This window comes from Exiguobacterium sp. s89, from assembly GCF_018617735.1.
GTDB lineage: Bacteria > Bacillota > Bacilli > Exiguobacteriales > Exiguobacteriaceae > Exiguobacterium > Exiguobacterium marinum.
In genome coordinates this window covers 265565-288467 of sequence record NZ_JACSKS010000001.1, presented here as the reverse complement: position 1 = coordinate 288467, position 22903 = coordinate 265565, and the positions used below count along the sequence as shown (strand labels likewise).

Annotated in this window: 21 protein-coding genes; 6 read left to right on the top strand and 15 right to left on the bottom strand. The window is 47.7% G+C overall.

Going from position 1 to position 22903, the window contains the following annotated elements; all coding sequences use genetic code 11:
• Positions 1-75 precede the first annotated feature (75 nt).
• The gene (gene acnA, locus KNO96_RS01470) at positions 76-2790 is read right to left on the bottom strand and encodes an aconitate hydratase AcnA (protein WP_214698820.1); all 2715 of its coding nucleotides are present in this window, start codon (positions 2788-2790) and stop codon (positions 76-78) included.
• A gap of 194 nt (positions 2791-2984) precedes the next feature.
• Positions 2985-4583 carry a peptide chain release factor 3 gene (locus KNO96_RS01465; RefSeq protein ID WP_026825862.1) on the bottom strand — a complete coding sequence of 533 codons (1599 nt, stop codon included), beginning with the start codon at positions 4581-4583 and terminating at the stop codon, positions 2985-2987.
• A 178-nt stretch (positions 4584-4761) separates the two neighbouring features.
• On the opposite strand from KNO96_RS01465, the gene KNO96_RS01460 reads away from it, so the two are divergent.
• On the top strand, positions 4762-5193 hold the full coding sequence (locus tag KNO96_RS01460) for a DUF2621 domain-containing protein (protein ID WP_026825861.1): 432 nt from the start codon (positions 4762-4764) through the stop codon (positions 5191-5193).
• 315 nt (positions 5194-5508) lie between these two features.
• On the opposite strand, the gene KNO96_RS01455 is transcribed toward KNO96_RS01460, so the two are convergent.
• Complete coding sequence (locus KNO96_RS01455) at positions 5509-5961, bottom strand: CcdC family protein (protein WP_026825860.1); 453 nt, start codon at positions 5959-5961, stop codon at positions 5509-5511.
• A gap of 19 nt (positions 5962-5980) precedes the next feature.
• Positions 5981-6679, bottom strand: coding sequence for a cytochrome c biogenesis CcdA family protein (locus KNO96_RS01450; RefSeq protein WP_012726450.1), 699 nt, complete (start codon positions 6677-6679; stop codon positions 5981-5983).
• A 188-nt stretch (positions 6680-6867) separates the two neighbouring features.
• Here KNO96_RS01450 and KNO96_RS01445 point away from each other — a divergent pair, with 188 nt between their 5' ends.
• A complete protein-coding gene (locus tag KNO96_RS01445) occupies positions 6868-7050 on the top strand; it encodes an aspartyl-phosphate phosphatase Spo0E family protein (RefSeq protein ID WP_214701938.1) in 183 nt (60 codons plus the stop codon).
• A 77-nt stretch (positions 7051-7127) separates the two neighbouring features.
• Here the strand turns inward: KNO96_RS01445 and KNO96_RS01440 are convergent, their stop codons facing one another.
• Positions 7128-8891, bottom strand: a complete 1764-nt coding sequence (locus KNO96_RS01440) for an ABC transporter ATP-binding protein (protein ID WP_214701937.1) — start codon at positions 8889-8891, stop codon at positions 7128-7130.
• Positions 8881-10635 carry an ABC transporter transmembrane domain-containing protein gene (locus KNO96_RS01435; protein ID WP_214702830.1) on the bottom strand — a complete coding sequence of 585 codons (1755 nt, stop codon included), beginning with the start codon at positions 10633-10635 and terminating at the stop codon, positions 8881-8883. The genes KNO96_RS01440 and KNO96_RS01435 overlap by 11 nt, the downstream gene beginning before the upstream one ends.
• Positions 10636-10779: 144 nt before the next feature.
• Here KNO96_RS01435 and tnpB point away from each other — a divergent pair, with 144 nt between their 5' ends.
• Positions 10780-11952: an IS200/IS605 family element RNA-guided endonuclease TnpB gene (gene tnpB / locus KNO96_RS01430; protein WP_214701936.1), complete on the top strand. Its 1173-nt coding sequence runs from the start codon at positions 10780-10782 to the stop codon at positions 11950-11952.
• Positions 11953-12128: 176 nt separating this feature from the next.
• Here the strand turns inward: tnpB and KNO96_RS01425 are convergent, their stop codons facing one another.
• The 5 genes from KNO96_RS01425 to KNO96_RS01405 form a co-directional block, all read right to left on the bottom strand.
• Positions 12129-12362 (bottom strand): YneF family protein, encoded by a 234-nt coding sequence (locus KNO96_RS01425; protein ID WP_026825854.1) that lies wholly within the window; start codon positions 12360-12362, stop codon positions 12129-12131.
• A 125-nt stretch (positions 12363-12487) separates the two neighbouring features.
• On the bottom strand, positions 12488-14479 hold the full coding sequence (gene tkt, locus KNO96_RS01420; RefSeq protein ID WP_214701935.1) for a transketolase: 1992 nt from the start codon (positions 14477-14479) through the stop codon (positions 12488-12490).
• 199 nt (positions 14480-14678) lie between these two features.
• The gene (locus tag KNO96_RS01415; protein WP_026825852.1) at positions 14679-14912 is read right to left on the bottom strand and encodes a DUF896 domain-containing protein; all 234 of its coding nucleotides are present in this window, start codon (positions 14910-14912) and stop codon (positions 14679-14681) included.
• A 60-nt stretch (positions 14913-14972) separates the two neighbouring features.
• Positions 14973-15617: a YneB family resolvase-like protein gene (locus tag KNO96_RS01410; protein WP_214699933.1), complete on the bottom strand. Its 645-nt coding sequence runs from the start codon at positions 15615-15617 to the stop codon at positions 14973-14975.
• Between the two features lie 71 nt (positions 15618-15688).
• A complete protein-coding gene (locus KNO96_RS01405; RefSeq protein ID WP_214701934.1) occupies positions 15689-15925 on the bottom strand; it encodes a hypothetical protein in 237 nt (78 codons plus the stop codon).
• Positions 15926-16128: 203 nt separating this feature from the next.
• Here KNO96_RS01405 and lexA point away from each other — a divergent pair, with 203 nt between their 5' ends.
• Together lexA and KNO96_RS01395 are read left to right on the top strand one after the other, a co-directional pair.
• On the top strand, positions 16129-16749 hold the full coding sequence (gene lexA, locus KNO96_RS01400) for a transcriptional repressor LexA (protein WP_026825849.1): 621 nt from the start codon (positions 16129-16131) through the stop codon (positions 16747-16749).
• Positions 16749-17189, top strand: a complete 441-nt coding sequence (locus KNO96_RS01395; protein ID WP_214701933.1) for a metal-binding protein — start codon at positions 16749-16751, stop codon at positions 17187-17189. Before lexA ends, KNO96_RS01395 begins: the two co-directional genes overlap by 1 nt.
• Positions 17190-17323: 134 nt before the next feature.
• Here the strand turns inward: KNO96_RS01395 and glnA are convergent, their stop codons facing one another.
• From glnA to hflX, 4 genes are all read right to left on the bottom strand, one after another.
• Complete coding sequence (gene glnA, locus KNO96_RS01390; RefSeq protein WP_214701932.1) at positions 17324-18664, bottom strand: type I glutamate--ammonia ligase; 1341 nt, start codon at positions 18662-18664, stop codon at positions 17324-17326.
• 47 nt (positions 18665-18711) lie between these two features.
• Positions 18712-19116, bottom strand: coding sequence for a MerR family transcriptional regulator (locus KNO96_RS01385; protein WP_026825846.1), 405 nt, complete (start codon positions 19114-19116; stop codon positions 18712-18714).
• A 92-nt stretch (positions 19117-19208) separates the two neighbouring features.
• Complete coding sequence (locus KNO96_RS01380; protein ID WP_214701931.1) at positions 19209-20507, bottom strand: methionine gamma-lyase family protein; 1299 nt, start codon at positions 20505-20507, stop codon at positions 19209-19211.
• A 2-nt stretch (positions 20508-20509) separates the two neighbouring features.
• Complete coding sequence (gene hflX, locus KNO96_RS01375; RefSeq protein ID WP_214701930.1) at positions 20510-21757, bottom strand: GTPase HflX; 1248 nt, start codon at positions 21755-21757, stop codon at positions 20510-20512.
• Between the two features lie 101 nt (positions 21758-21858).
• Between hflX and KNO96_RS01370 the strand changes: the two genes are divergently transcribed.
• Entirely contained in the window at positions 21859-22863 is a 1005-nt protein-coding gene (locus tag KNO96_RS01370) for a tyrosine-type recombinase/integrase (protein WP_214701929.1), read from the top strand.
• The last annotated feature ends 40 nt before the right edge of the window (positions 22864-22903 follow it).

Sequence of the window (22903 nt, the reverse complement as noted above, 5' to 3'; positions counted from 1 at the left end):
TTCCATTAAAACTTTCACCATAAAATCGCATATTCATGAAAAAAACCTTCCTTTTTTCAAAGGAAGGTGTGCAGCTTATTTCAATTTGTTGCGGAGAACCATCTGTAAGATTCCACCGTGACGATAGTAATCGATTTCAACTTCCGAGTCGAAACGAGCGATGACTTTGAATTCTGTCACCGTTCCGTTCTCGTGTGTTGCTTTAGCGTTTAAGATGTCACGCGGACGAACAGACTCATCGACTTGGATATCAATCGCTTCCTCACCAGTCAAACCGAGTGATTCTGAAGATTCCCCATCTAAGAACTGAAGTGGAAGTACACCCATCATGACAAGGTTTGAACGGTGAATCCGCTCGAAACTTTGCGCGACCACCGCACGAATTCCAAGAAGGTTCGTTCCTTTTGCTGCCCAGTCACGGGACGACCCCATTCCGTAGTCGTTTCCAGCAAGAACGATGAGACCAGTACCTTGCTCTTTATACTTCATCGCCGCATCGTACATCGGCATGATTTCTCCAGTTGGCCAGTAAGTCGTGAATCCACCTTCTGTACCCGGAGCGACTTGGTTACGGATTCGGATGTTCGCGAACGTACCGCGCATCATCACTTCGTGGTTACCACGTCGCGAACCGTACGAGTTGAAATCGATTGGCTCCACTCCTTTTGAAAGGAGATATTGACCTGCTGGTGTCGTCTTCGAGAACGACCCTGCTGGTGAGATATGGTCCGTCGTGACCGAATCAGCGAACTTCCCGATAACGCGTAAACCATTCAACGCGTGCACCTCACCCGCTTCCGGTTCGAGTTGTTCAAAGAACGGTGGGTTTTGAATGTATGTCGACTCATCAGAGAAATCATACAAGTTTCCTTCTGGCACTTCTAGCGCGTTCCAACGTTCGTTTCCAGTAAAGACGGTTTCGTATTCTTTACGGAACGCTTCAGGGGAAACAACGTCTTGAACGACCATCTTGATTTCATCATTCGATGGCCAAATGTCTTTGAAGTAGACTTCATTTCCATCTTTATCCGTACCGAATGAATCATTCATGACGTCAAAGTTAACAGTTCCCGCAAGAGCATAGGCGACGACGAGCGGTGGCGATGCCAAGAAGTTCGCTTTCACAAGTGGGTGAACGCGTCCTTCGAAGTTACGGTTCCCTGAGAGGACTGATGAGACGAGCAAGTCGTTGTCTGTGATCGCCTCTTCCACTTCACGGTCGAGTGGCCCGGAGTTTCCGATACATGTTGTACAGCCGTATCCGACCGTATTGAAGCCAAGCTCGTCCAAGTAAGAAGTCAAGCCGGCCTTATCGAGATAGTCCGTTACGACTTTCGAGCCTGGTGCGAGTGACGTCTTCACATACTTCGGAACAGTCAATCCACGCTCGACAGCCTTCTTCGCCACGAGTCCGGCACCAACCATGACGTATGGGTTTGATGTGTTCGTACAACTTGTGATGGCAGCAATCGCGACATCTCCTGTGCTCATGTCGACTGCGCCGTCTTCGTAGTTAACTGTCGCCTTTTTGTCGAGTTCTGAACGGTCGAGACCGAAACCGCTATTTCCTGCAGGAGCGCTCAAGCTATCGATGAAGGATGTATGAACGTCTGAAAGGTTGATTCGGTCTTGTGGACGTTTGGGACCCGCAAGTGAAGGTTCAACTTTTGACAAGTCGAGCGTCAACACTTTCGTGAACGTTGGATCCGCTTGATCTGGCGTATAGAAGAGGTCGTTCGCTTTTGAATATTCTTCAACGAGTGTGATCAACTCTTCAGAACGGCCTGTCGTACGCATGTAGTTCAGTGTTTCCGTATCCACTGGGAAGAACCCACATGTCGCACCGTATTCAGGTGCCATGTTTGCAATTGTTGCACGGTCTGAAAGTGGCATCGTGTGAAGTGATGGACCGAAGAATTCAACAAATTTCCCGACAACTTTTTCATGACGAAGCATCTCTGTCACGACGAGCGCAACATCGGTTGCCGTCACACCTGGGTTGACTTCACCGATGATTTTGACACCGACGACGTCTGGTACTGGGAAGTATGAAGGTTGACCGAGCATGCTCGCTTCTGCTTCGATTCCTCCAACACCCCATCCGAGAACACCGAGACCGTTGATCATCGTTGTATGAGAGTCAGTTCCAACGAGTGAATCTGGGTAAGCTACTGTACCTTCCGTATCGCTCTTCTCAAGCACGACTGATGCCAAGTACTCCAAGTTTACTTGGTGAACGATTCCTGTAGCTGGTGGAACGGCACGATAGTTATCGAATGCTGTCTGTGCCCAACGTAAGAACTTGTAACGTTCTTCGTTACGTTCGAACTCGATATCCATGTTTTTCATCAATGCACCAGCAAAGCCGTACGCATCTACTTGAACAGAATGGTCAACGACGAGGTCGACAGGAATTTCTGGGTTGATTTTGTTTGGGTCCCCGCCAAGGTCTGCCATCGCTTTGCGAAGTGAAGCGAGGTCTACAACCGTCGGAACACCAGTGAAGTCTTGAAGTACGACACGTGCCGGCTTGAACGGTACGTCAATATCTTTCGAGACGTCGGCAGTACCCCATTTTGCCAAGTTCTCGACATGTTCTTTCGTGATGGCACGACCGTCTTGTTGACGGAGTACCGATTCGAGCAGAACACGAATCGAATAAGGAAGACGGCTGATGTCCGTTAATCCCTCTTCTTCTAACTTTTTCAATCGATAAAAATCATACGATTGCCCGTTCACCTCGAATTTAGTCCGAGATGAGAAGGCGTCTAAAACATTCGTCTGTTCCATTGCAATTTCCCCCTTTTTGAAAGCGCCGACCACACGACAATGCGTAATCGCTTACTTTTCACATATTTATCATAATACAAGTATAGCGTGACGTAAAATACATTCCGTCACAAATTAGTCATAAGTAAAACTTATTACGTTATTCGTTAGGAGTTAAACACAAAAAAACACCTCAAAAACGAGGTGTTTACAACTTATTCTTCTGTACCAATCTCTTCATTGACGTCAAGTGCCTCGACGAGAGTCAAGTCATCGGCATGACGTTCTGCAAAACGCTCAAACGTGAACTCGTTCGCGAATAGGAAGACCGGACGTTCCCAACGGTCAGTGACGAGCATATTCCGTGAGTCTTGGAACGGTTTCAGTGCTTTCAATTCCTTGTCTTTCACCCAACGTGCAACACTGTATGACACCGGCTCCATTCGGATATCTACGCCGTACTCGTTGTTTAAGCGATATTCGAACACTTCGAATTGAAGTTGTCCGACAGCACCGAGATAAATCTCGTTGTACTCGTTACGATAGACTTGGATTGCCCCTTCTTGTGCGAGCTGCTCCACACCTTTGTGGAAGTGTTTTGACTTGAGTGAGTTGACCGGCGATACGCGCATGAATAATTCAGGCGGGAAAGTCGGCAACGCTTCGAACGCAATCTTTTGTTTCGATGTCGTAATCGTATCCCCGATTTGATACGTCCCCGAGTCATAGATCCCGATGACATCACCGGCAAATGCCTGATCGACTGTCTCACGGTCGTTCGCCATCAACTGTGTCGACTGGCTCAATTTAATTTTCTTTCCAGTCCGTGTGAGCGTCACGTCCATTCCACGCTCAAAAACGCCAGAACAGATGCGGACGAATGCGATCCGGTCGCGGTGTGCCGGGTTCATGTTCGCTTGAATTTTAAAGACGAATCCACTGAAGTCTTCTGACGTCGGATTGATTGGACCAACGTTCGACTTACGTGCCTCTGGGGCTGGTGACATCTTTAAATAATGATTCAAGAATGCAGTCACGCCAAAGTCGACAAGTGCTGTCCCGAAGAATACTGGGGTCAATTTACCACTTTGAATCTCATTCACATCAATCTCGTTCCCGGCTCCGTCGAGAAGGTCAATCTCGTCGCGAAGATTTGTCAAGTTCTCTTCTGATAGATGATCAGCGAGCACCGGGTCGTTCACCCCATCCTCGCCCAGTTGAAGCGTCGACTTCTCACCACGGAACAAATGAACTTCATTTTTCATTCGATCATACACACCTTCGAACTGCATCCCACTCCCGATCGGCCATGTGATGGCAACAGAAGGCATGCCGAGCACTTCTTCAAGTTCCTCCATCAATTCAAGCGGATCTTTTGCCTGACGGTCCAACTTGTTCATAAATGTAAAGATCGGAATCCCACGCATACGACAAACTTGGAATAGTTTTTTCGTCTGTGCCTCAATACCTTTCGCTGCATCGATGACCATGACCGCGCTGTCGACCGATGTCAACACGCGGTATGTATCCTCACCGAAGTCATTGTGTCCAGGTGTATCCATAATCGACACGACTTTATCTTGATAAATGAATTGCATGACGGACGATGTAACCGAAATTCCACGTTGTTTCTCGATTTCCATCCAGTCAGATTTGGCGTGTTTTGAATTTTTTCGTGCTTTGACCGTACCCGCCTCACGAATCGCACCACCGTGCAAAAGTAACTTTTCTGTTAATGTCGTCTTCCCCGCATCCGGGTGAGAGATGATGCCGAATATTCGACGTCTCTCAACTTCCTGTTTCAATTGGCTCATATACTATAGACCCTTCCTTTCTCGACTCAGATCATGCTTATTCTCGTAGCAACGCTCTCTATTCTAACGAAATCGATTCAGTTCGTCTATCCTAACAGGACGTGCGCCTTTTGCAATTTGATTCTTTTTTGTATACTTACGATGAAAGTAAGTGAATGAATAGAACGGGGGAAAGACGATGCCAGAAAACTTGATGATGTATTTCATTATATTCTGGGGATTCGTCATGATTGGTCTCATGACGATTGGCGGGTACTTCATGTTCCGCAAGTTTTTAAAACGAATGCCGAAAGAAGATGGACGTTCCCTACTTGATATTGAAGATGATTATATAGAGAGAACGCTTCACCTATGGACCCCGGAAACTCGGACGCTACTAGACCGGCTCGTCTCACCGGTTCCCGAGTTGTTCCGCGACGTCGCCATCCGAAAAATCGCCGGGAAGATTGGGCAGTTCGCACTTGAATCCCGGGCTAAAAAGATGACGACCGAACTCGTTGTAAAAGGATATATCGCTGCAACGCCAAAACGCGATCACAAGTTTCTAAAGAAAGCACTGGCCGAAGAAAAAATTGACTGGACACCTTACGAACATTATTTTCAGCAGTAGACTCTATCCGATTCGGCTAGAGTTTTTTTGTTTATCAAATTGGGCGATTTGACTATTTGGAAATAGTAACTTTTCTCCCGAATTATATGACCTAAGCCCATCGTTCAATTCCCAGACAGTATTGAGAACGCTCGTAACTATCGTTGCCGGACTCGTCTTCTCAGCCGCTTCCTCATCCACTCATGACTTTTTTGAACACATCATCAATAGAGGATGCAACAAAACTTAACAAATATAAGAATCGATACGGAGACAGAAGTCGCCATCCTAAAAGAGAGGTAAACAAAAATGGAGCGGCTTTGAGCCACTCCATTTTCATGTGATTGCGATTCGTTTATACTTCTGATACATCGCAATTCGCCACGGAACAATCATCCCCCACGCAATTAAATAGAACAATCCTCCAGTGGAGAAAATATCAACTTCATGCCCGACCCAAACTTTCATCGCCGTGCGAATCGCAAGTAGTGCAAAAACCACGATAAAAAATGCTTTCGAGCGGGACAGATACACTTCCCCATCCCGTTTTTCAAAGTTTGATGTTTTGATTAAGAAAAGGCTAAAGATCAGTCCGACCGCTAGCGCTTCAAGTACTTCAATCCATGACAAGCGAAACGCAGGAATTAAAAACTGAATCATCCCTGTTGTCATCGCAAGCGGTGGAATCAAGATTTTTTTTGCATTCGTCGGTTTCGCCGATGCTTTCACACGAACGAAGCTTGCCACGATCCCCATCAATAATGCAATAAGAGTCGATCCCCATAACATTGACATCTCAATCAACCCCTTAAAATCCGGTGAATCCGACAAGTTCGCTCATCCAGGCCGCGAATCGATTCATCCCGTCAAAATATAATAGTACGCCGAACGCCATCATCAAATAGCCTCCAACTTTTGCAACTTTCGCGCTGTTTCGTGCTAAGTACTTAATTTTGCCTACGAAAGCGACCATCACTAAAAACGGAATCGCAAAACCGATGACATACGCCAACATGTAGCCGAGACCTTGGCTCGGATTCGTTGCGGCAAGTGCAATCACGCCCGCTAAAATCGGACCCGTACAAGGCGTCCAACCAGCTGCAAACCCAATTCCGATTAATACGGTTCCAAAATACCCACTCTTTCGTTCGCCGATATCCATTTTCTTTTCGCGCATCATAAATTGCGGTTGCCAAAGGCCCGCCAAAAAAACGCCGAATACGAAAATCAAGATGGCTCCGAACATCCGTAGACTATCTTTATACTGGATGAAGACGTCTGCAATCAACGATGTCGATAATCCAAGTACGAGAAAGACAATCGAAAAGCCGAATAAGAACGAAAATGTGTGGAACCAAGCTGTACGCTGTTTCAATCCTTCATTTTTTAATTCAGATACGGAAACCCCGGTAATATACGATAGAAAAACCGGATACAACGGGAGCGTACATGGTGATAAAAACGATAAGACGCCCGCCCCAAATGCGAGCCATAATGTGACTTCCATGACGATTTCCACCTTTCACGACCATTATAGCGAAAACCTATTTAAATTGCTCGCATCTTTTCCTTCGCATCTCAATATCATTTTGTAATTTTTGAAATGGAAATGAAACTTGTCATCTGTAAACGAAGGTGCTAAGATTTGGATATTCTAGTTCACAAAATTCTAACTTACATGATGGGGGAACGAACGTGGCAGTCACCGCAGCAGATACACTACACCAAGCCATTGAACAAAAACGTGATGAACTGTATGAAATCGCGTCAGAGCAATCTTGGACCTCGCCAGAAGTCATTTTGGTCAGTCAAGAACTTGACTCGCTGATTACTCATCACGTCCTACCAAAATATAAAAAAGAACAGCTCAATACTTAATTTTATTGGCTCGTCACCTTGGGTGGCGAGCTTTTTTTCCATGGAAAAAGGACACCTAGGTAGGTATCCTTTCCAATTCAAGACATCAGACGTTGACCAGACTGAAGTTCATACATTTTTTTATAAAGACCATCCTGTTTCAACAACTCCTGATGATTTCCCCTCTCCACGATTTCCCCTCGATGCAAAACCAATATCAAATCGGCATCTTGAATCGTCGACAGGCGATGGGCAATCGCAATTGTCGTACGACCACGGCGCATCCGATCGAGTGCAATTTGAACACGTTCTTCCGTCTCGGTATCGATTGAACTCGTCGCCTCATCGAGAATGAGTATTTTTGGATTTCGCGCGACCGTGCGTGCAAATGCAAGCAATTGCCGTTCTCCACTCGAGAAGGTAGCCCCACGCTCCCCGACGATATGTCCATATCCGGCATCCAACTTCTCGATGAACGTATGTGCCTGAACAAATTCAGCGGCCTCACGCGTCCGTTCTGAATCGATGTTCGGATTGAACAGTTTTAAATTTTCTTCAATCGTTCCCGTAAACAAGAACGGGTCTTGAAGTACCAGTCCAACTTGCTGACGAAGTTCTTGTTCTTCAAATTGTTCGAGTGGCTGTCCATCGATCGTGATTTTGCCAGATCCATATGGGTAAAAACGTGTCAATAAATTAATGATCGAACTTTTCCCGCTACCGGTATGACCGACGAGCGCGACCGTTTCTCCTGGCTTGGCGACGAACGAGATATGTTTCAACACATCGACTTCACCGTCATAACTGAACGTCACATCCTCGAATCGCACCTCCCCTTCCGAAACACGAGCTTCTCCTGGCAACTGTTTTCCTGGAGATGGCTCATTTGTATCTAAAATTTTAAAGACGCGGTCCGCAGATACGACAGCTTGTTGAAATTCGCTCAGTCGTTGCATGATGTCAAGCACCGGTCGGAAAATACGCTCGATATAACTGATGAACGCGTAGACGACCCCGACTTGAACTTGCTCAGTCATCGAGAGGACTCCATAATACCCGAGAAGTCCAATGATGGAGAATGCGAGCAACAACTCAATAATTGGACGGAGTAACATACTATCGAGCTTTAAGTTCCGATATCGTGCCTCTTGGTGCGCCTCATTCGTTTCTTCAAACTGACGGATGAGTCGTTCTTCTTGGCGGAATTGTTGAATGATTCCCATTCCATTGATGGATTCGTTCAACTGGGCATTGAGTTGAGACAACAGGTCTCGAACTTGAGCAAAATACTTCGTCGAGAAACGACGATACGCCCAGATGATGAGCCAAAAGAGTGGCAGTAGGACAAGTCCCATCGTCGCAAGTTGCGGCTCTAGTATGTATAGGAATATATACGTCCCAATCAATTGGACAGCCGACTGAACGAACGTACTCATGACACCGACGTATAGCTCTTTTACGGCCTCGGTATCATTCGTGATGCGGGATACGAGGACACCGGCTGGGGTACGATCAAAATAAGCGAGACGCATCCCCATGACGTGACGAAAAATATCCATTCGAATGTTCTGGACAATCTTCAATGCAATCTTTTGGAAGGAGATGGACTGCAGATAGTCAAACAGAATAGCTGACAAGTGCAGAATCATATAAACAGTGAAGAGGGCAATCACCCAGTTCGTCGGATAGACACCTGGCGTGACAAACTCATCGATGAACACTTTAATGAGAAATGGACCGGCCAACTTGGCACCTGTCGCAATCAATAGAAAAACGAAGGCGATACCGAGAGGTTTACCGTACCGTTTCGCGTAACTCAGCAATCGTTTGATGACTTGCCATTCTTGAATATCATGCTTCATCGTGCCCACCCCCTTCTACGATCGCCTCAAGCTGTTGACGGTCATATGTTTCTCGATACCAGCCTATCTCTTGAAGGAGTAACTCATGCCGTCCACGTTGTACAATTTTACCGTCTTCGATGACGAGAATCTCATCGGCATGTTCGACTGCGGAAAGTCGATGTGCGACGATGACTCGTGCCTGTTCCGGATTGCCGACACGAAAATGCTCGATAATCGATTCTTCGGTTTTCGCATCAACGGCAGATAGCGCATCATCTAAAATCAACACATCAGCCTCTGTCATGAGCGCCCGCGCAATGGAGATACGCTGCTTCTGTCCTCCTGATAATGTCACACCGCGCTCACCGACGAGCGTCGCGTACCCTTCAGGGAGGCGGACGATATCATCATGTACCTCTGCGACCTTAGCCGCTTCGATGATTTCCTCCATGCTGGCATCGGGTCTTCCGAATGCGATATTGTTTGCGATAGAATCAGAGAATAAGAAGTGGTCTTGCGGCACGACTGCAATTTTATCCATGAGAAGTGACTTTTTCACTTGGCGGATATTGATTCCACCGATTTTGATTTTGCCATCTTTCACATCATACTCACGGGTCAACAAGCGTACAATTGTCGTCTTGCCTGCCCCCGTCCTTCCGACGATCCCAATCGTTTTCCCACGCTCGATTCGGAAATGAACGTCATCGAGTACGATAGTTTCATCATAAGCGAACTTTCGAACGGCAACTTCCACCTCTGAGTGCGCCAGAGTCGTCGCAGCCATACGATCGTCTTGAATCTCAGGCTTGACGGCAAGCATTCGCTCGATGCGGTCGTATGAGGCACGCCCCCGTTCCACAATGTTAAACAGCCAACCGAATGCTAACATCGGCCACGTCAAGAGTGCCAAATAGGCAGTGAAGCTGACAATCTGTCCAATTGTCAATTCGCCCTGCTCGATTAAGACTGCCCCGTATCCGACAGAAAGGATATAGGAAAGGCCGACAATTCCGAAGATTGTCGGATCATATAAGGCATCGATTTTAGCGACACGGACGTTTTTCGCCATGACCTCACTCGATAAGTTTTCAAATGAATCCACATCCCGCTCGACTTCCCCGGTCGACTTTAAGACACGAACCCCACTGACACTTTCCTGCACTTTGTCATTCAATTCTGAAAATGCCGCTTGAGCGACCCCGAATCGACTATGTAACATCTTTCCATATCGTGTCGTCAAAGCGACCATGATTGGGAGTGGCAGTAAGGCGACGAGCGTCAGTTTCCAACTGATTGTCGTAATCATCGTGATGATCACGAACGTTCCGAGCGTCACGCTATCAACAAGCGTCAAAATCCCCGCTCCGGCCGTCATCGATACGGCCTGTACATCATTTGTCGCATGTGCCATTAAGTCACCGACACGTGATTTTTTGTAAAATCGCTGGTCGAGGTCCGTAAAGTGCCGATACAATTGACTGCGAAGCTTTCTACCTAGACGAATCGAAGCACCAAAGATGAAATAGCGCCAAAAGAAGCGGGCAACATAATTCCCAATCCCGACCGCAGCTAGTCCTCCGAGTAACATCCAAAGCGTGTTCGATGCGAGTGAATCACTGTTGATTTCATCGACGACTCGTCCGATGATGCGTGGAGGAATCAACTCTAACCCTGCCACGAATATGAGTAAGACGATACCGATTGCATACGTCTTCCACTCGAGACGCAAAAACCAAGATAATTGTTTAAATACACGAATGAGAAACGCCCCCTTCTATCTTTATCAAAATTATGCGAGAATACTCCCACTTCTAAACGTTAAGGACAGGACTTGCGTGAAAGTGGGCGATGAATCGCCAACCTCTCTTTCGGGTAAAATATCTTCAAAAGGAGTGAACGTCACATGGTGAAGCACAAGGGCTATAAATTCCAGATCTATCCTACGAAGGAACAGGAAATTCTGATCGCCAACACGATCCGCTGTTCCCGGTTCGTGTTCAACCATTTCCTGTCGAAATGGGACGCGGCCCATGAAGCGACCGGCAAGGGACTGTCGTATGATGCCTGCTCGAAAGAACTTCCCATACTCAAGCAAGAATTCATTTGGTTGACGGAAGTGGACAGTACGGCCGTCCAGAACAGTGTCAAACACCTGGCTGACGCGTATAAGAAGTTCTTCAAGAAGGAGGGAAATCATCCCCGTTTCAAGTCGAAGCGAAACCCCGTCCAATCCTATACGGCGAACATCCAGGGGAAGTCCCAGCTCCCCGAGGTCTCGATCGTCGGGAACAAGCTCAAACTCCCCAAGCTGAAATGGGTGCGTTTCGCCAACTCGAGACACGTCGAGGGTCGCATCCTGAACGCCACGATCCGACGAACAGCTTCGGGTAAATATTTCGTCTCCCTTCTCGCAGAGCAGGAGATCGGTGAACTGCCGAAGACCGGTTCATCGGTCGGCGTCGACGTCGGGCTGAAGAATTTTGCCATTCTATCGGACGGCACATTATACAAGAACGACCGTTATTTCCGTACGCTCGAGAAGAAACTGGCGCGGGAGCAACGCAAGTTGTCCCGTCGTCAGCTCATCGCCCTGAACAAGAAGGTGAGACTTTCCGAGGCGAAGAACTACCAGAAGCAGAAGCGGAAGGTCGCACGCATCCATGAGAAGATCGCCAACAGACGCACCGACTTCCTGCACAAGGTGTCGACCGAGATCGTCAAAAACCACGACGTCATCGGCATCGAGACCCTGCAGGTGAAGGACATGCGTAAGAACCGCAAGTTGAGCAAGTCGATCTCCGAGGTCAGCTGGTCGGAGTTCTTTCGCATGCTCGAGTATAAGGCCGACTGGTACGGGAAGACCGTCGTGAGGGTCGGGAAGACCTTCGCCTCGAGCCAGCTCTGTTCGAGTTGCGGCCATCGACACAAAGACGTGAAGCATCTTGGCTTGCGTGAATGGACATGCCCGAACTGCGGACTCCATCATGACCGTGATGTGAACGCAGGTATGAACTTGAAATTAGAAGCTGAACGCATGTTAGCTTCTTCAACCGTCGGGACGACGGGGTTAGCCTGATCACGTTTCTCTCGTTAGAGAGGATGACTCAGGAATCCTCCACCTCTAAGCGAAGCGTAGGTGGAGGTAGTTCAAATGAAGATTATTTCTTAATCGTAGCGAAAGTTTGTTCGATTGTCTAACAAAATGAGGAGACAAAAAAAGCACTTCGAGGACCGAAGTGCTTTCACGACTCATTATGACTTCTTTTCATCTTTCATCTGCACGTTCATGGCGCGCATCACTTGGTTGACTTTCTTCTGTGATGGCTTTTGACCCATCTGCATCATCAACGTACGAATCATATCTTCATTGATTGGCGGGTTTTGTTCAAGGTAGTTCATCATGTATTTACGCGCGATGAAGAATCCAATCGCGATACCCCCGATGAGTGCTGCCACGACAAGAAGAATCCAAAATAATGTACTCAAGGCTTTACCTCCTCTACCATATGAAACATCGTTTTTTACTATACACTAAATCGAACAACTTCGCTAGTCGTCTAGAAAAAAAGTGACGGCCAAATGAATGGCCGTCATAAATAATCAATTTAAGATTAAAGTGATTTTACTGCATCGACGACGTTGTCGACTGACATGCCGTATTCTTTCATGAGGAGATCTCCAGGCGCTGAAGCTCCGAACTTATCGATTCCGAGTACTTTCCCACCAAATCCGACATACTTGTACCAACCAAGTGTCGCACCCGCTTCAAGTGACACACGCTTTGTGATTGAAGACGGAAGGACAGATTCTTTATACTCAGCAGATTGCGCTTCGAAGAGTTCCCATGATGGCATCGAGACGACTGCCGCTTTCACACCTTCTGATGCGAGCTGTTCACGCGCTTCAACGAGGACGTGTACTTCAGAACCTGTACCGAGCAAGAGAACGTCTGCATCTTTCGATTCACCTGCAACGACGTAAGCACCTTTTGCTGCGGTTTCAATCGATGTGCCTTCGAGTTCAGGCAATGCTTGACGAGTCAAGACGAGAAGCGATGGTGCCGTCTTCGATGTCACAGCTTGTTTCCAAGCAGCAATCGTTTCTTTACCATCTGCCGGACGAAGAACAGAAAGGTTTGGCATCGCGCGGAAGCTCATCAAATGTTCGACCGGCTCGTGTGTTGGACCATCTTCACCAACTGCGATTGAGTCGTGTGTCAAGATGAACGTCGATGGGAGTCCCATGAGCGCAGCAAGACGAACTGCAGGGCGAAGGTAATCTGAGAAGACGAAGAATGTCGCACCGTATGGAAGTACTCCACCGTGAAGCGCCATACCGTTTACAGCTGCCGCCATCGCAAATTCACGTACACCGAACCAGATGTTACGACCGGCCGGGTCTTCATCGAAGTCCACTGCACCTTTGATCATCGAGTTGTTTGAACCTGCAAGGTCAGCCGATCCACCGAAGAGTGTCGGTACTGCTTTCGCGATTGCGTTCAACACTTCGCCACTCGTTTGACGTGTTGCTTTTTTCGAACCGATTTCAAATGTCGGCAACTCGCTGTCCCAACCTTCAGGAAGCTCATTGTTCATCGCAAGTTCGAACTGTGCACCAAGCTCTGGATGGGCCGCTTTGTATGCTTCAACGAGCTCGTTCCAGTCTGACTCGTACTTCGCGCCGGGCTCGACCACTTTCTCATTGAACAAGTCGTATACTTCGTTTGGAACGTAGAACGACTCGCCTTCCCATTTGTAGAACTGTTTCGTCAATTCGATTTCAGCATCTCCAAGTGGTGCCCCGTGCGAAGCCGACTTCCCTGACTTGTTCGGTGAACCAAATCCGATCACCGTCTTGACTTCAATCAATGTCGGTTTCGACGTCTCAGCTTTCGCTGCATCAATTGCTTTTGCGATTGAATCGATATCTGTTCCATCTTCGACACGAATGACTTGCCATCCATAGGCGTTGAAACGGTCTTCAACGCTCTCAGAGAATGACTTGTGAAGGTCACCATCGAGTGAGATGTCGTTTGAATCATAAAGGACAACGAGTTTACCAAGTTTCAAGTGACCAGCGAGTGATGCCGCTTCCGCCGAGACACCTTCCATTAAGTCCCCGTCTCCGCAAATTCCAAATGTGTAGTGGTCAACGACGTTGAACTTGTCGCGGTTGTAAGTCGCTTCTAAGTGCTTCTCTGCCATGGCCATCCCGACAGCCATCGCGATCCCTTGTCCAAGTGGTCCCGTTGTCGCATCTACCCCAGCCGTGTGACGATACTCTGGGTGACCTGGTGTCTTCGAGTCCATTTGACGGAATGATTTAAGGTCGTCCATTGACAAATCATATCCAGACAAGTGAAGGAGCGAGTACAAGAGCATCGATCCATGACCCGCAGAAAGCACGAAACGGTCGCGGTTGAACCAGTTCGGGTTTTTCGGGTTGTGACGCATTTTGTCTGTCCAAAGTGTAAACGCCATCGGTGCAGCACCCATCGGCATTCCTGGGTGACCAGAGTTTGCTTTTTGGACCGCATCGATTGAGAGCGTCCGAATCGAGTTAATCGCTAATAATTCTTTAGTAGTTGTTTCCACTAATTTCATCCTCTCTGTGTTAAGAAGGTTTTCTACCCGTCATATTCTATCATACTCATTCGTGTGTCACAACTAATTAATTAGTATAACACATTACATGAAATCGTTTCCTTCAATTGCATGAAAAAGAACGCAATCCGTTCGTCTGATGATTGTTCGTGTATAACAAAAATGCACATCCTATGCGAAATAGGATGTGCATTCAGCATCACTCACCACGATGGCGTTTTTGTTCTTCTTTCAATTTCTCTGGCGTGACGTCGTTTCCTTCTGGGTCAACGACTTTCATGCCCATCATTTGAGACTTGAAAGATTGACGGAACGCCTTCAAATATTCTTGACGCAAGTCTTGTTGTTCGTTCATCTCTTCTTGAGATAGTCCTTCCGTCTTCGCTTTGTTGGCGAGGAAATTGATTCGCTCCAATTGTCCGGGTGCTAACATATGACTCGCCCCCTCTCTCGTGAATTTGTTCTTCTACTTTACAAAATCAGAGAGGAAGAATCAAGTTTCAGCAACTGACCGGTGTTCGAGATAGCGTCGGTTGACCGTTGCTTTTGATACTTCGTATCCGAATCCGCGAAGTGTCGCCGCAATCTCGGCAAACGTCAACCCCCGCTCGCGCAATTGAATAATCTCTTCAATCGGAACTTCAATCCGATGTCGGCCACCTTGATCATTGTTCTCAATATTACGTTGTGGATTGAAACCGTTGGCGACCGCACGACGCATTCCGCGGGAAATCTTCGCGTTATGAATTTTCCGTTGATACTCTTCGACGACACTAACAATCTCTAACACCATCTTCTCAGCATCAGAAACAACGTAATCCGAAGTCGACTGCATCGTCAACAATCGCACATCATGCTTCATTAATGTGTGTAGTATCGCAATTTTGGCATTTCCTCGTCCTAAACGACTGTCATCGGTGACGAGCACGGCATCCAACTGAGATGTCGATACGTGGTCAAGTAAATTGAGCAGCCCCTGTCGATTAACTTCATAACCGCTCTCTTGTTCTGTGATGACATCTATAATGTCGGCCCCTAAACGCGAAGCTAGTTCTTGTAATTCTTCGACTTGCCGACTGAGTGATGTCTCTTGGGTAGACTTGTTCGTCGATACCCGACAATAGATGACGACTCGCATCGCATCACTCCCTTTCATCGCATTCATTCCTTACGATACACAGTTTGAGAACGGTTCGCAATGCTGAACGATCACTCAGCGGCATACCATTTTGTTTTTCGTTCATTATGTTCTTCTCGCTCTGCCATGATTTGCGCTTCAATCGACTCTGCCTCGACATTGGCGACCTCTTCTTCAATCGTACGTTCCGATGTCATGATCGGTTCAACTGGTGTCGTTCCCCCACGCACCTCCCCAGATAAATAAAAGGCGAACATCCCGACTAAGAGCATTCCGACTAAAATGATTCCGTTGAGTGTATCTTTCATGATTCCCTTACCTCCTGTATAAGAATATATGTTCGTTAGAACATTTGTTCGTTTATCTGTTCTTATCATAAAACAAGAACTCGTGTTCGGTCAAGGGAAAATAACGAACGAATGTTTGTACGCTCATGTGTTCTTGTGTTACACTAAATACATAAAGAATAGGATGCGATTGCAGTTTATTCGATTATATCGAGGTGAACATAATGAAAAAAATGTCAGCGCGACAACAACAGATTCTTGATTTCATCAAAGACGAAGTTCGGGCAAAAGGCTATCCACCTTCTGTTCGTGAGATTGGAGAAGCAGTCGGTCTTGCCTCTAGTTCGACCGTACATGGTCATCTAGATCGCCTAGAGAAACGCGGTTTGATTCGTCGGGATAAGACGAAGCCCCGTGCAATTGAAATTCTGAGTGAAGATGCATCCACAATGGATGAGCAAGAGTCCGTCATGTACGTTCCGGTCATCGGGAAAGTCACCGCGGGGACACCGATCACCGCCATCGAAAACGTGGAAGAGCACTTCCCTCTTCCGGCACATATCGTTGGTTCAGATAACGTCTATATGCTGTCCGTTTCTGGAGATTCAATGATCAATGCAGGGATTTTGGACGGAGACCGTGTGCTCGTCCGCCAACAGAGCACTGCCGACAATGGAGAGATTGTCGTCGCCATGACAGAAGAGGGCGAGGCGACTGTGAAGCGTATTTATAAGGAAGCTTCAAAAGTCCGTCTTCAACCGGAAAACGACGAGTTAGAAGCGATGTATTTTGACAACGTCTCAATTTTAGGGAAAGTTATCGGCGTATACCGGACAATTCACTAATGGCTAGCGGTAAGACCCATACCCGTACGAATCTCGTGGCAACCGGCGCACTTGCGGTTGCCACGCCTTTTATTGATTTAGACGTCCCGCTCGCATTCATAATCGGTGCGATTATTGGAACGCTCTGGCTCTCCCCGGACCTCGATTTAAAATCAGATGCGTATTATCGATGGGGACCACTCAAATTGATTTGGCTCCCATATGTGAAACTTATGCCGCATCGCTCTCTACTATCACATTTTCCTGGTTTGAGCGATGTGATTCGGATTGTATATATCGGTTTCCCACTGGTACTTCTCTTACCATTCACGGCATACGAAACGGAAATTCGCTCATGGGTGGACGTTCATGGCATGTCTTTCTTTCTAGGACTCGTCTTCGCGACGACACTCCATACGACACTCGACTATACATCAACGTTTTTTAAAAAAGCGTTTTAACTAACAAAGGATCACTTCCACGCTCGTGGAGGTGATCCTTTTGCATTTCTGCTTCATCTGAAACTCAGCAAAAAAGAGCAATGAACGATACTTCTGAAGAAGGTCATTCATTGCTCTTTAGCATATTTCTTCTATTAGTAGAGCGTCAAGTACTGATCGCGTTCCCACTCTGTTACTTGCATACGGAACATATCCCACTCGATTTCTTTTAACTCGAGGAAATGCTCCCCAATGTGTTCACCGAGCGATTCCATGACGACCTTGTCTGCACGAAGGACTTCGAGTGCGTCAAAGAGTGTCGCCGGGAGATCGTCGATTCCGTTCGCTACACGCTCAGGCTTGTCCATCACGTAGATGTTGCTGTCGATTGGTTTTGGAGCATTCAAATCTTTTTCAATTCCGTCAAGACCTGAAGCCAAGAGCGCAGCAAGTGCGAGGTACGGGTTCGCTGCCGGGTCAACCGAACGTACTTCGATACGAGTCGAGAGACCACGTGCTGCCGGTACACGTACGAGTGGTGAACGGTTACGTGCGCTCCATGCAACGTAGCAAGGTGCTTCGTAGCCTGGTACGAGACGCTTGTATGAGTTCACAGTCGGGTTACATACTGCAGTGAAGGCACGAGCGTGCTCCAAGATACCAGCCGTGAATGCACGAGCTGTGTCTGAAAGTTCCATGTCGCCATTCGGATCGTAGAAGACGTTCGTGTCGCCTTTGAAGAGTGACATGTTCGCGTGCATTCCTGAACCGTTCACCCCAAAGAGTGGCTTTGGCATGAATGTCGCGTGAAGACCATACTTTGCAGCGATCGTTTTGACGACGAGCTTGAACGTTTGGATGTTATCTGCCGTCGTGACAGCATCTGCGTATTTGAAGTCGATTTCGTGTTGTCCTGGTGCGACTTCATGGTGTGACGCTTCGATTTCGAAGCCCATGTTTTCAAGTTCGATGACGATCTCTTTACGGCAGTTCTCACCGAGGTCAACTGGCGCCAAGTCGAAGTATCCACCTTGGTCGTTGAGTTCAAGTGTCGGACGGCCTGATGCATCTTTCTTGAACAAGAAGAACTCTGGCTCTGGACCAACGTTGAACGCTGTGAATCCAAGTTTTTGCATCTTCTCAAGGTTACGTTTGAGTGTACCGCGCGGGTCACCGCTGAATGGTGTACCGTCTGGGTTATAAATATCGCAAATTAAGCGAGCGACTTTTCCGCTGCCATCTGTCCACGGGAAGACAACCCATGTGTTGAGGTCTGGATACAAGTACATGTCTGATTCCTCGATGCGGACGAATCCTTCGATTGACGATCCGTCGAACATCATTTTGTTATCAAGTGCTTTGTCCAATTGGCTGATCGGCACCTCGACGTTTTTGATTGTTCCGAGGATGTCCGTGAATTGAAGACGAATAAAGCGTACGTCTTCCTCTTGTGCGATGCGTTTGATGTCTTCTTTTGTGAACGTTTTTCTGGCCATGGTAAAATGTCCCCTCTCACATTGCGTAATGGTTGATGTGTGCGGCGTTATCGATAAAAACGAGAAAGCTCGCCTTGAATGAGCGACGTCTTATTGAAGCGACCGGCTTCTTGAAGCTGTGTTTTCAACAAATGATGTAACTCTTTTTCTGAAATCTTCGGAGTTTCATCAACCGGTGTAGCCGGAGCGGACGTTTCTGCTCCTTTTCCACCTTCTTGCTCTAACATATGGCGAATCGCTGCCAAGTTAAAACCTTGGTCAATGTAATCCTTGATTGCGAGTAGACGTTCGACATCATTAAAGGAATAAAGTCGTCGTTTCGATTCTGTCCGACTAGGAGAAACCAGACCCTGTTCTTCATAATACCGAATCTGCCTACCAGTCAGCTGCGTCAAATCTTGGACGATTCCAATCGGAAACAACGGGTTGGAGCGACGAAATTGATCGGCCATCCTTACCCCTCCTTTTCTGTCTCACAATGTGAGAATAATACATGACAACAATCCTGTCAATAGATGTTAACAAAGTTAACATGACAGAACAGTTACAAAAGCGTTGACTGATTTTGCTCGTCGAATGCTACTAAGCCCTTGCCGTGTAATTGGCTCAACGCCAACATCAAAGCGACCTTTACGTGAGCATACGTCAGACCACCTTGGACGTACGCTGTGTATGGTGCTCGAAGTGGTCCATCAGCCGAAAGTTCGATGGACGAGCCTTGAATGAATGTCCCCGCCGCCATGATGACATCATCTTCATAACCCGGCATATAGGCCGGCACAGGTAATGCATGTGCATTTACAGGAGATGCCATTTGGATGCTTTGACAGAACGCAATCATTTTGTCACGGTCACGGAACGTCACCGACTGAATCAAATCCGTTCGTTCAGTCGTATAGTGCGGATCGGTCTCAAACCCCACTAGTGACAAGAGACTGGCCGTCAAGTGTGCCCCTTTCAGCGCTTGCGCAACCGTATGAGGAGCCATATAGAAGCCTTGATACATCTCCTGGAGCGAGTAGAGTGACGGTCCGGCTTCACTTCCGATACCTGGGGTCGTCATCCGGAACGAACAGCGTTCAATCAACTCTTTCGTACCGGCGATATATCCACCCGTCTTCGCCAATCCACCTCCCGGGTTTTTGATGAGGGAGCCGGCCATCAAGTCTGCCCCGACATGTGTCGGCTCCATCGTTTCGACGAATTCACCGTAACAGTTGTCAACGAACACATACACATGCGGATGCGCCGCTTTGATGCGCTCGATGGCAACTTTGATCTCTTCGACCGGGATACTGCGACGGTTCGCGTATCCTTTCGAACGCTGAATCCCGACAAGTTTCGTTTCGGGACGAATCCGTTCGATGACGCAATCGACATCGATTTCACGACCTTCTTTTAATTCCACTGTGTCATACAAGACACCGAGCTCTTTCAACGAGCCGCGACCATCGCCTCGGATCCCGACAATCTCCTCGAGCGTGTCATACGGCTTCCCTGTGATATAGAGCAGTTCATCACCTGGTAGAAGGACACCGAACAAGGCAATCCCAATCGCGTGGGTACCAGAGATAATCTGTGGTCGACATAGCGCGAGCTCGGCTCCGAACACATCCGCATAAATCGACTCGAGCGTGTCTCGACCGATATCATCATACCCGTACCCCGTCGTCGGATTGAAGTGGAAATCAGACACCTTGTGTTTCTTAAAAGATTCAAGGATGCGATACTGGTTGTATTCGGCCGTCTCGTCAATCTTCTCAAAAAATGGTTTGACCCGCGCCTCCGCTTTTTTCACGAACGGCGCGAGCGTATCATAATGTTCAATCTTTTCTTGCCACATACTTACACCTCAAATTGTTTTAGCGTCGCGTATAGACGCGTGTCTTCTCTCATATAACCGACCAATTCGACAGAGCCATCCTCTAAGAAGTTTTCTTGAAGACGATACATCACCTCTTTGGCTGGATGATAATGTTCAAAAGCCGTCACCGGTAGGATGACATGAACTTTTGTCAAAATGTCCGCAATCTTATCCTCGAGCGCACCTGTCAACGTCTCGATATCTTCTGGTGCGATTGCCGAGATTAACAACGGTCCGCCGACAAAGTCTGTCGTGAGACGGTCTTTTTTATTATACACCTCGAGTTGGGGCACCTCACTCGCACCGAGTTCTTCAAGTACCGCATTGGTCGTATCGATTTGGTTCAAGTAATGTGGATTCGATGCGTCAATCACATGGAGAATCAGGTCGGCACCGACCACCTCTTCTAATGTCGAACGGAACGCAGCGACAAGCTTAGTCGGTAGGTCGCGAATAAATCCGACCGTATCCGTGATGAGCACTTTCCCACCACGCGGGAGTTCGAGCTCACGCGTCAACGGGTCGAGCGTCGCGAACAATTCATCCTGCTCATACGTGTCCGCATCCGTCAACCGGTTGAAGATTGTCGACTTCCCAGCGTTCGTATACCCGACAAGAGCGACTTGGAACACACGATTTTCTTTCCGGCGTTCTCGGTAACGATCACGGTGCGCGACTGTTCCTTCGAGTTGTTTTGTGATCTCATCAATGCGACGCTTGATATGGCGACGATCCGACTCAAGCTTCGTCTCACCAGGACCACGTGTCCCGATCCCTCCACCGAGCCGTGAGAGCTGTGTCCCTTGTCCGATTAGACGGGGAAGCAAATAGTTCATCTGCGCGAGTTCGACTTGTAGCTTCCCTTCACGTGACTGGGCACGACTTGCAAAGATGTCTAAGATGAGTTGCGTACGGTCGATCAGCTTCATCTCGTCCGGGTCGTTCAGGGCGATGCGAATGTTCTTCGACTGCGCAGGCGTCAACTCGGCGTTGAAAATCAACAGGTCCGGCTCGAACTGCTCGACGAGCATCGCAAGTTCTTCTATTTTCCCTTTCCCGATAAAGGTACGACGGTCGATTTGTTGGCGTTTTTGGTCGAGCCGGGCAACGACGTCACCTTGCGCCGTGTCCACGAGTTCGACGAGCTCGCTCATCGACTGTTCATATGTCCAATCATCGACATTCGGTAACTGACAGCCGACGATAATAACTTTTTCACGTTCAATCATGTAATCCCTCATTCCATAAAGTCTCACCTTTCATCTTACCACGAATCAGCGCATAGAGAACGTCCGTTTGTGGTAGGATAAAAGAAGAAGGAGGCTTGACCATGACGAAACGTAGAAAAGACTATCCGCTTCCCGAGTTTATCGAAACTTACTTGTATCATCTCGGTGCAAGCGGTCGTCAACCCTCGACGCTCAAACGATATCGCTACGACTTGATTGACGTGCATAAATACTTTCACGACCACAATGTCGAACTAAACGAACCGACGGACTGGCTAGACGTCCCAATCGAATCGTGGAAGACGTTCGTGAACGACTTCTTAATCGAAGAGAAGCATTATCAACAGGCGACCGTCGCCCGCATCGTCACGGTCATCAATAGCCTGACCCACTTTTTAAATCCGCTTCGGAAAAAGATGCTTGCCTATTCACAGCCGGCGCATACGCTGACAATCGATCAAATCGCACTCGAGTCTGAATTCGACCGGCTCGTTCAAACGATTCGATCGACGAGAGGATTGAGTGAGAATCAGCTCCAAGCTCATCCCTATCTTGTCAATCGGAACGAACTGATTGTGACACTCTTCTATAAATATGGATTACGTGTCCATCACATCATTCGTTTGCGAATGAGCGACTTACATTTGGCCGACCAGACCTTTGATGTGTATGACCGGCTTGGCAACCAGTTCACGTTGAAGCTGTCCCAAGAAGACCAATCGTTACTCATGAACTACTTGGCCGATATCCCGACGCCAGTAAGACCACGCTGGTATTCAGAAGACCCCGTCTTCGTTTCATTCGATTTCGCACGGATGACGTTCCGCTGGGTGTACGCGAAAAATCAACCGAAGCAATTGACGATCGTCATGATCACGAAGATGATGCGTCAATTAAATGAACGGAGCGGATTCGCACGTTCCGTCACCCCGTCGATGCTCAGGAACGCCCACGTGTTAAAGACATATGCGACCGACATGACGCCAATCGAGCGGATGAACATCACGTGTATGCATAAAGAGTCTTCCCTTCGCCGGTACGAGCAGGCGTATGAGGAGTTCGGAACCGAATTATTCGATTCAGACGAAAGACCCGCCCTCTCGTAAAGGGCGGGTCTAGTACTGTTATTAAACGTAAACAATCCAT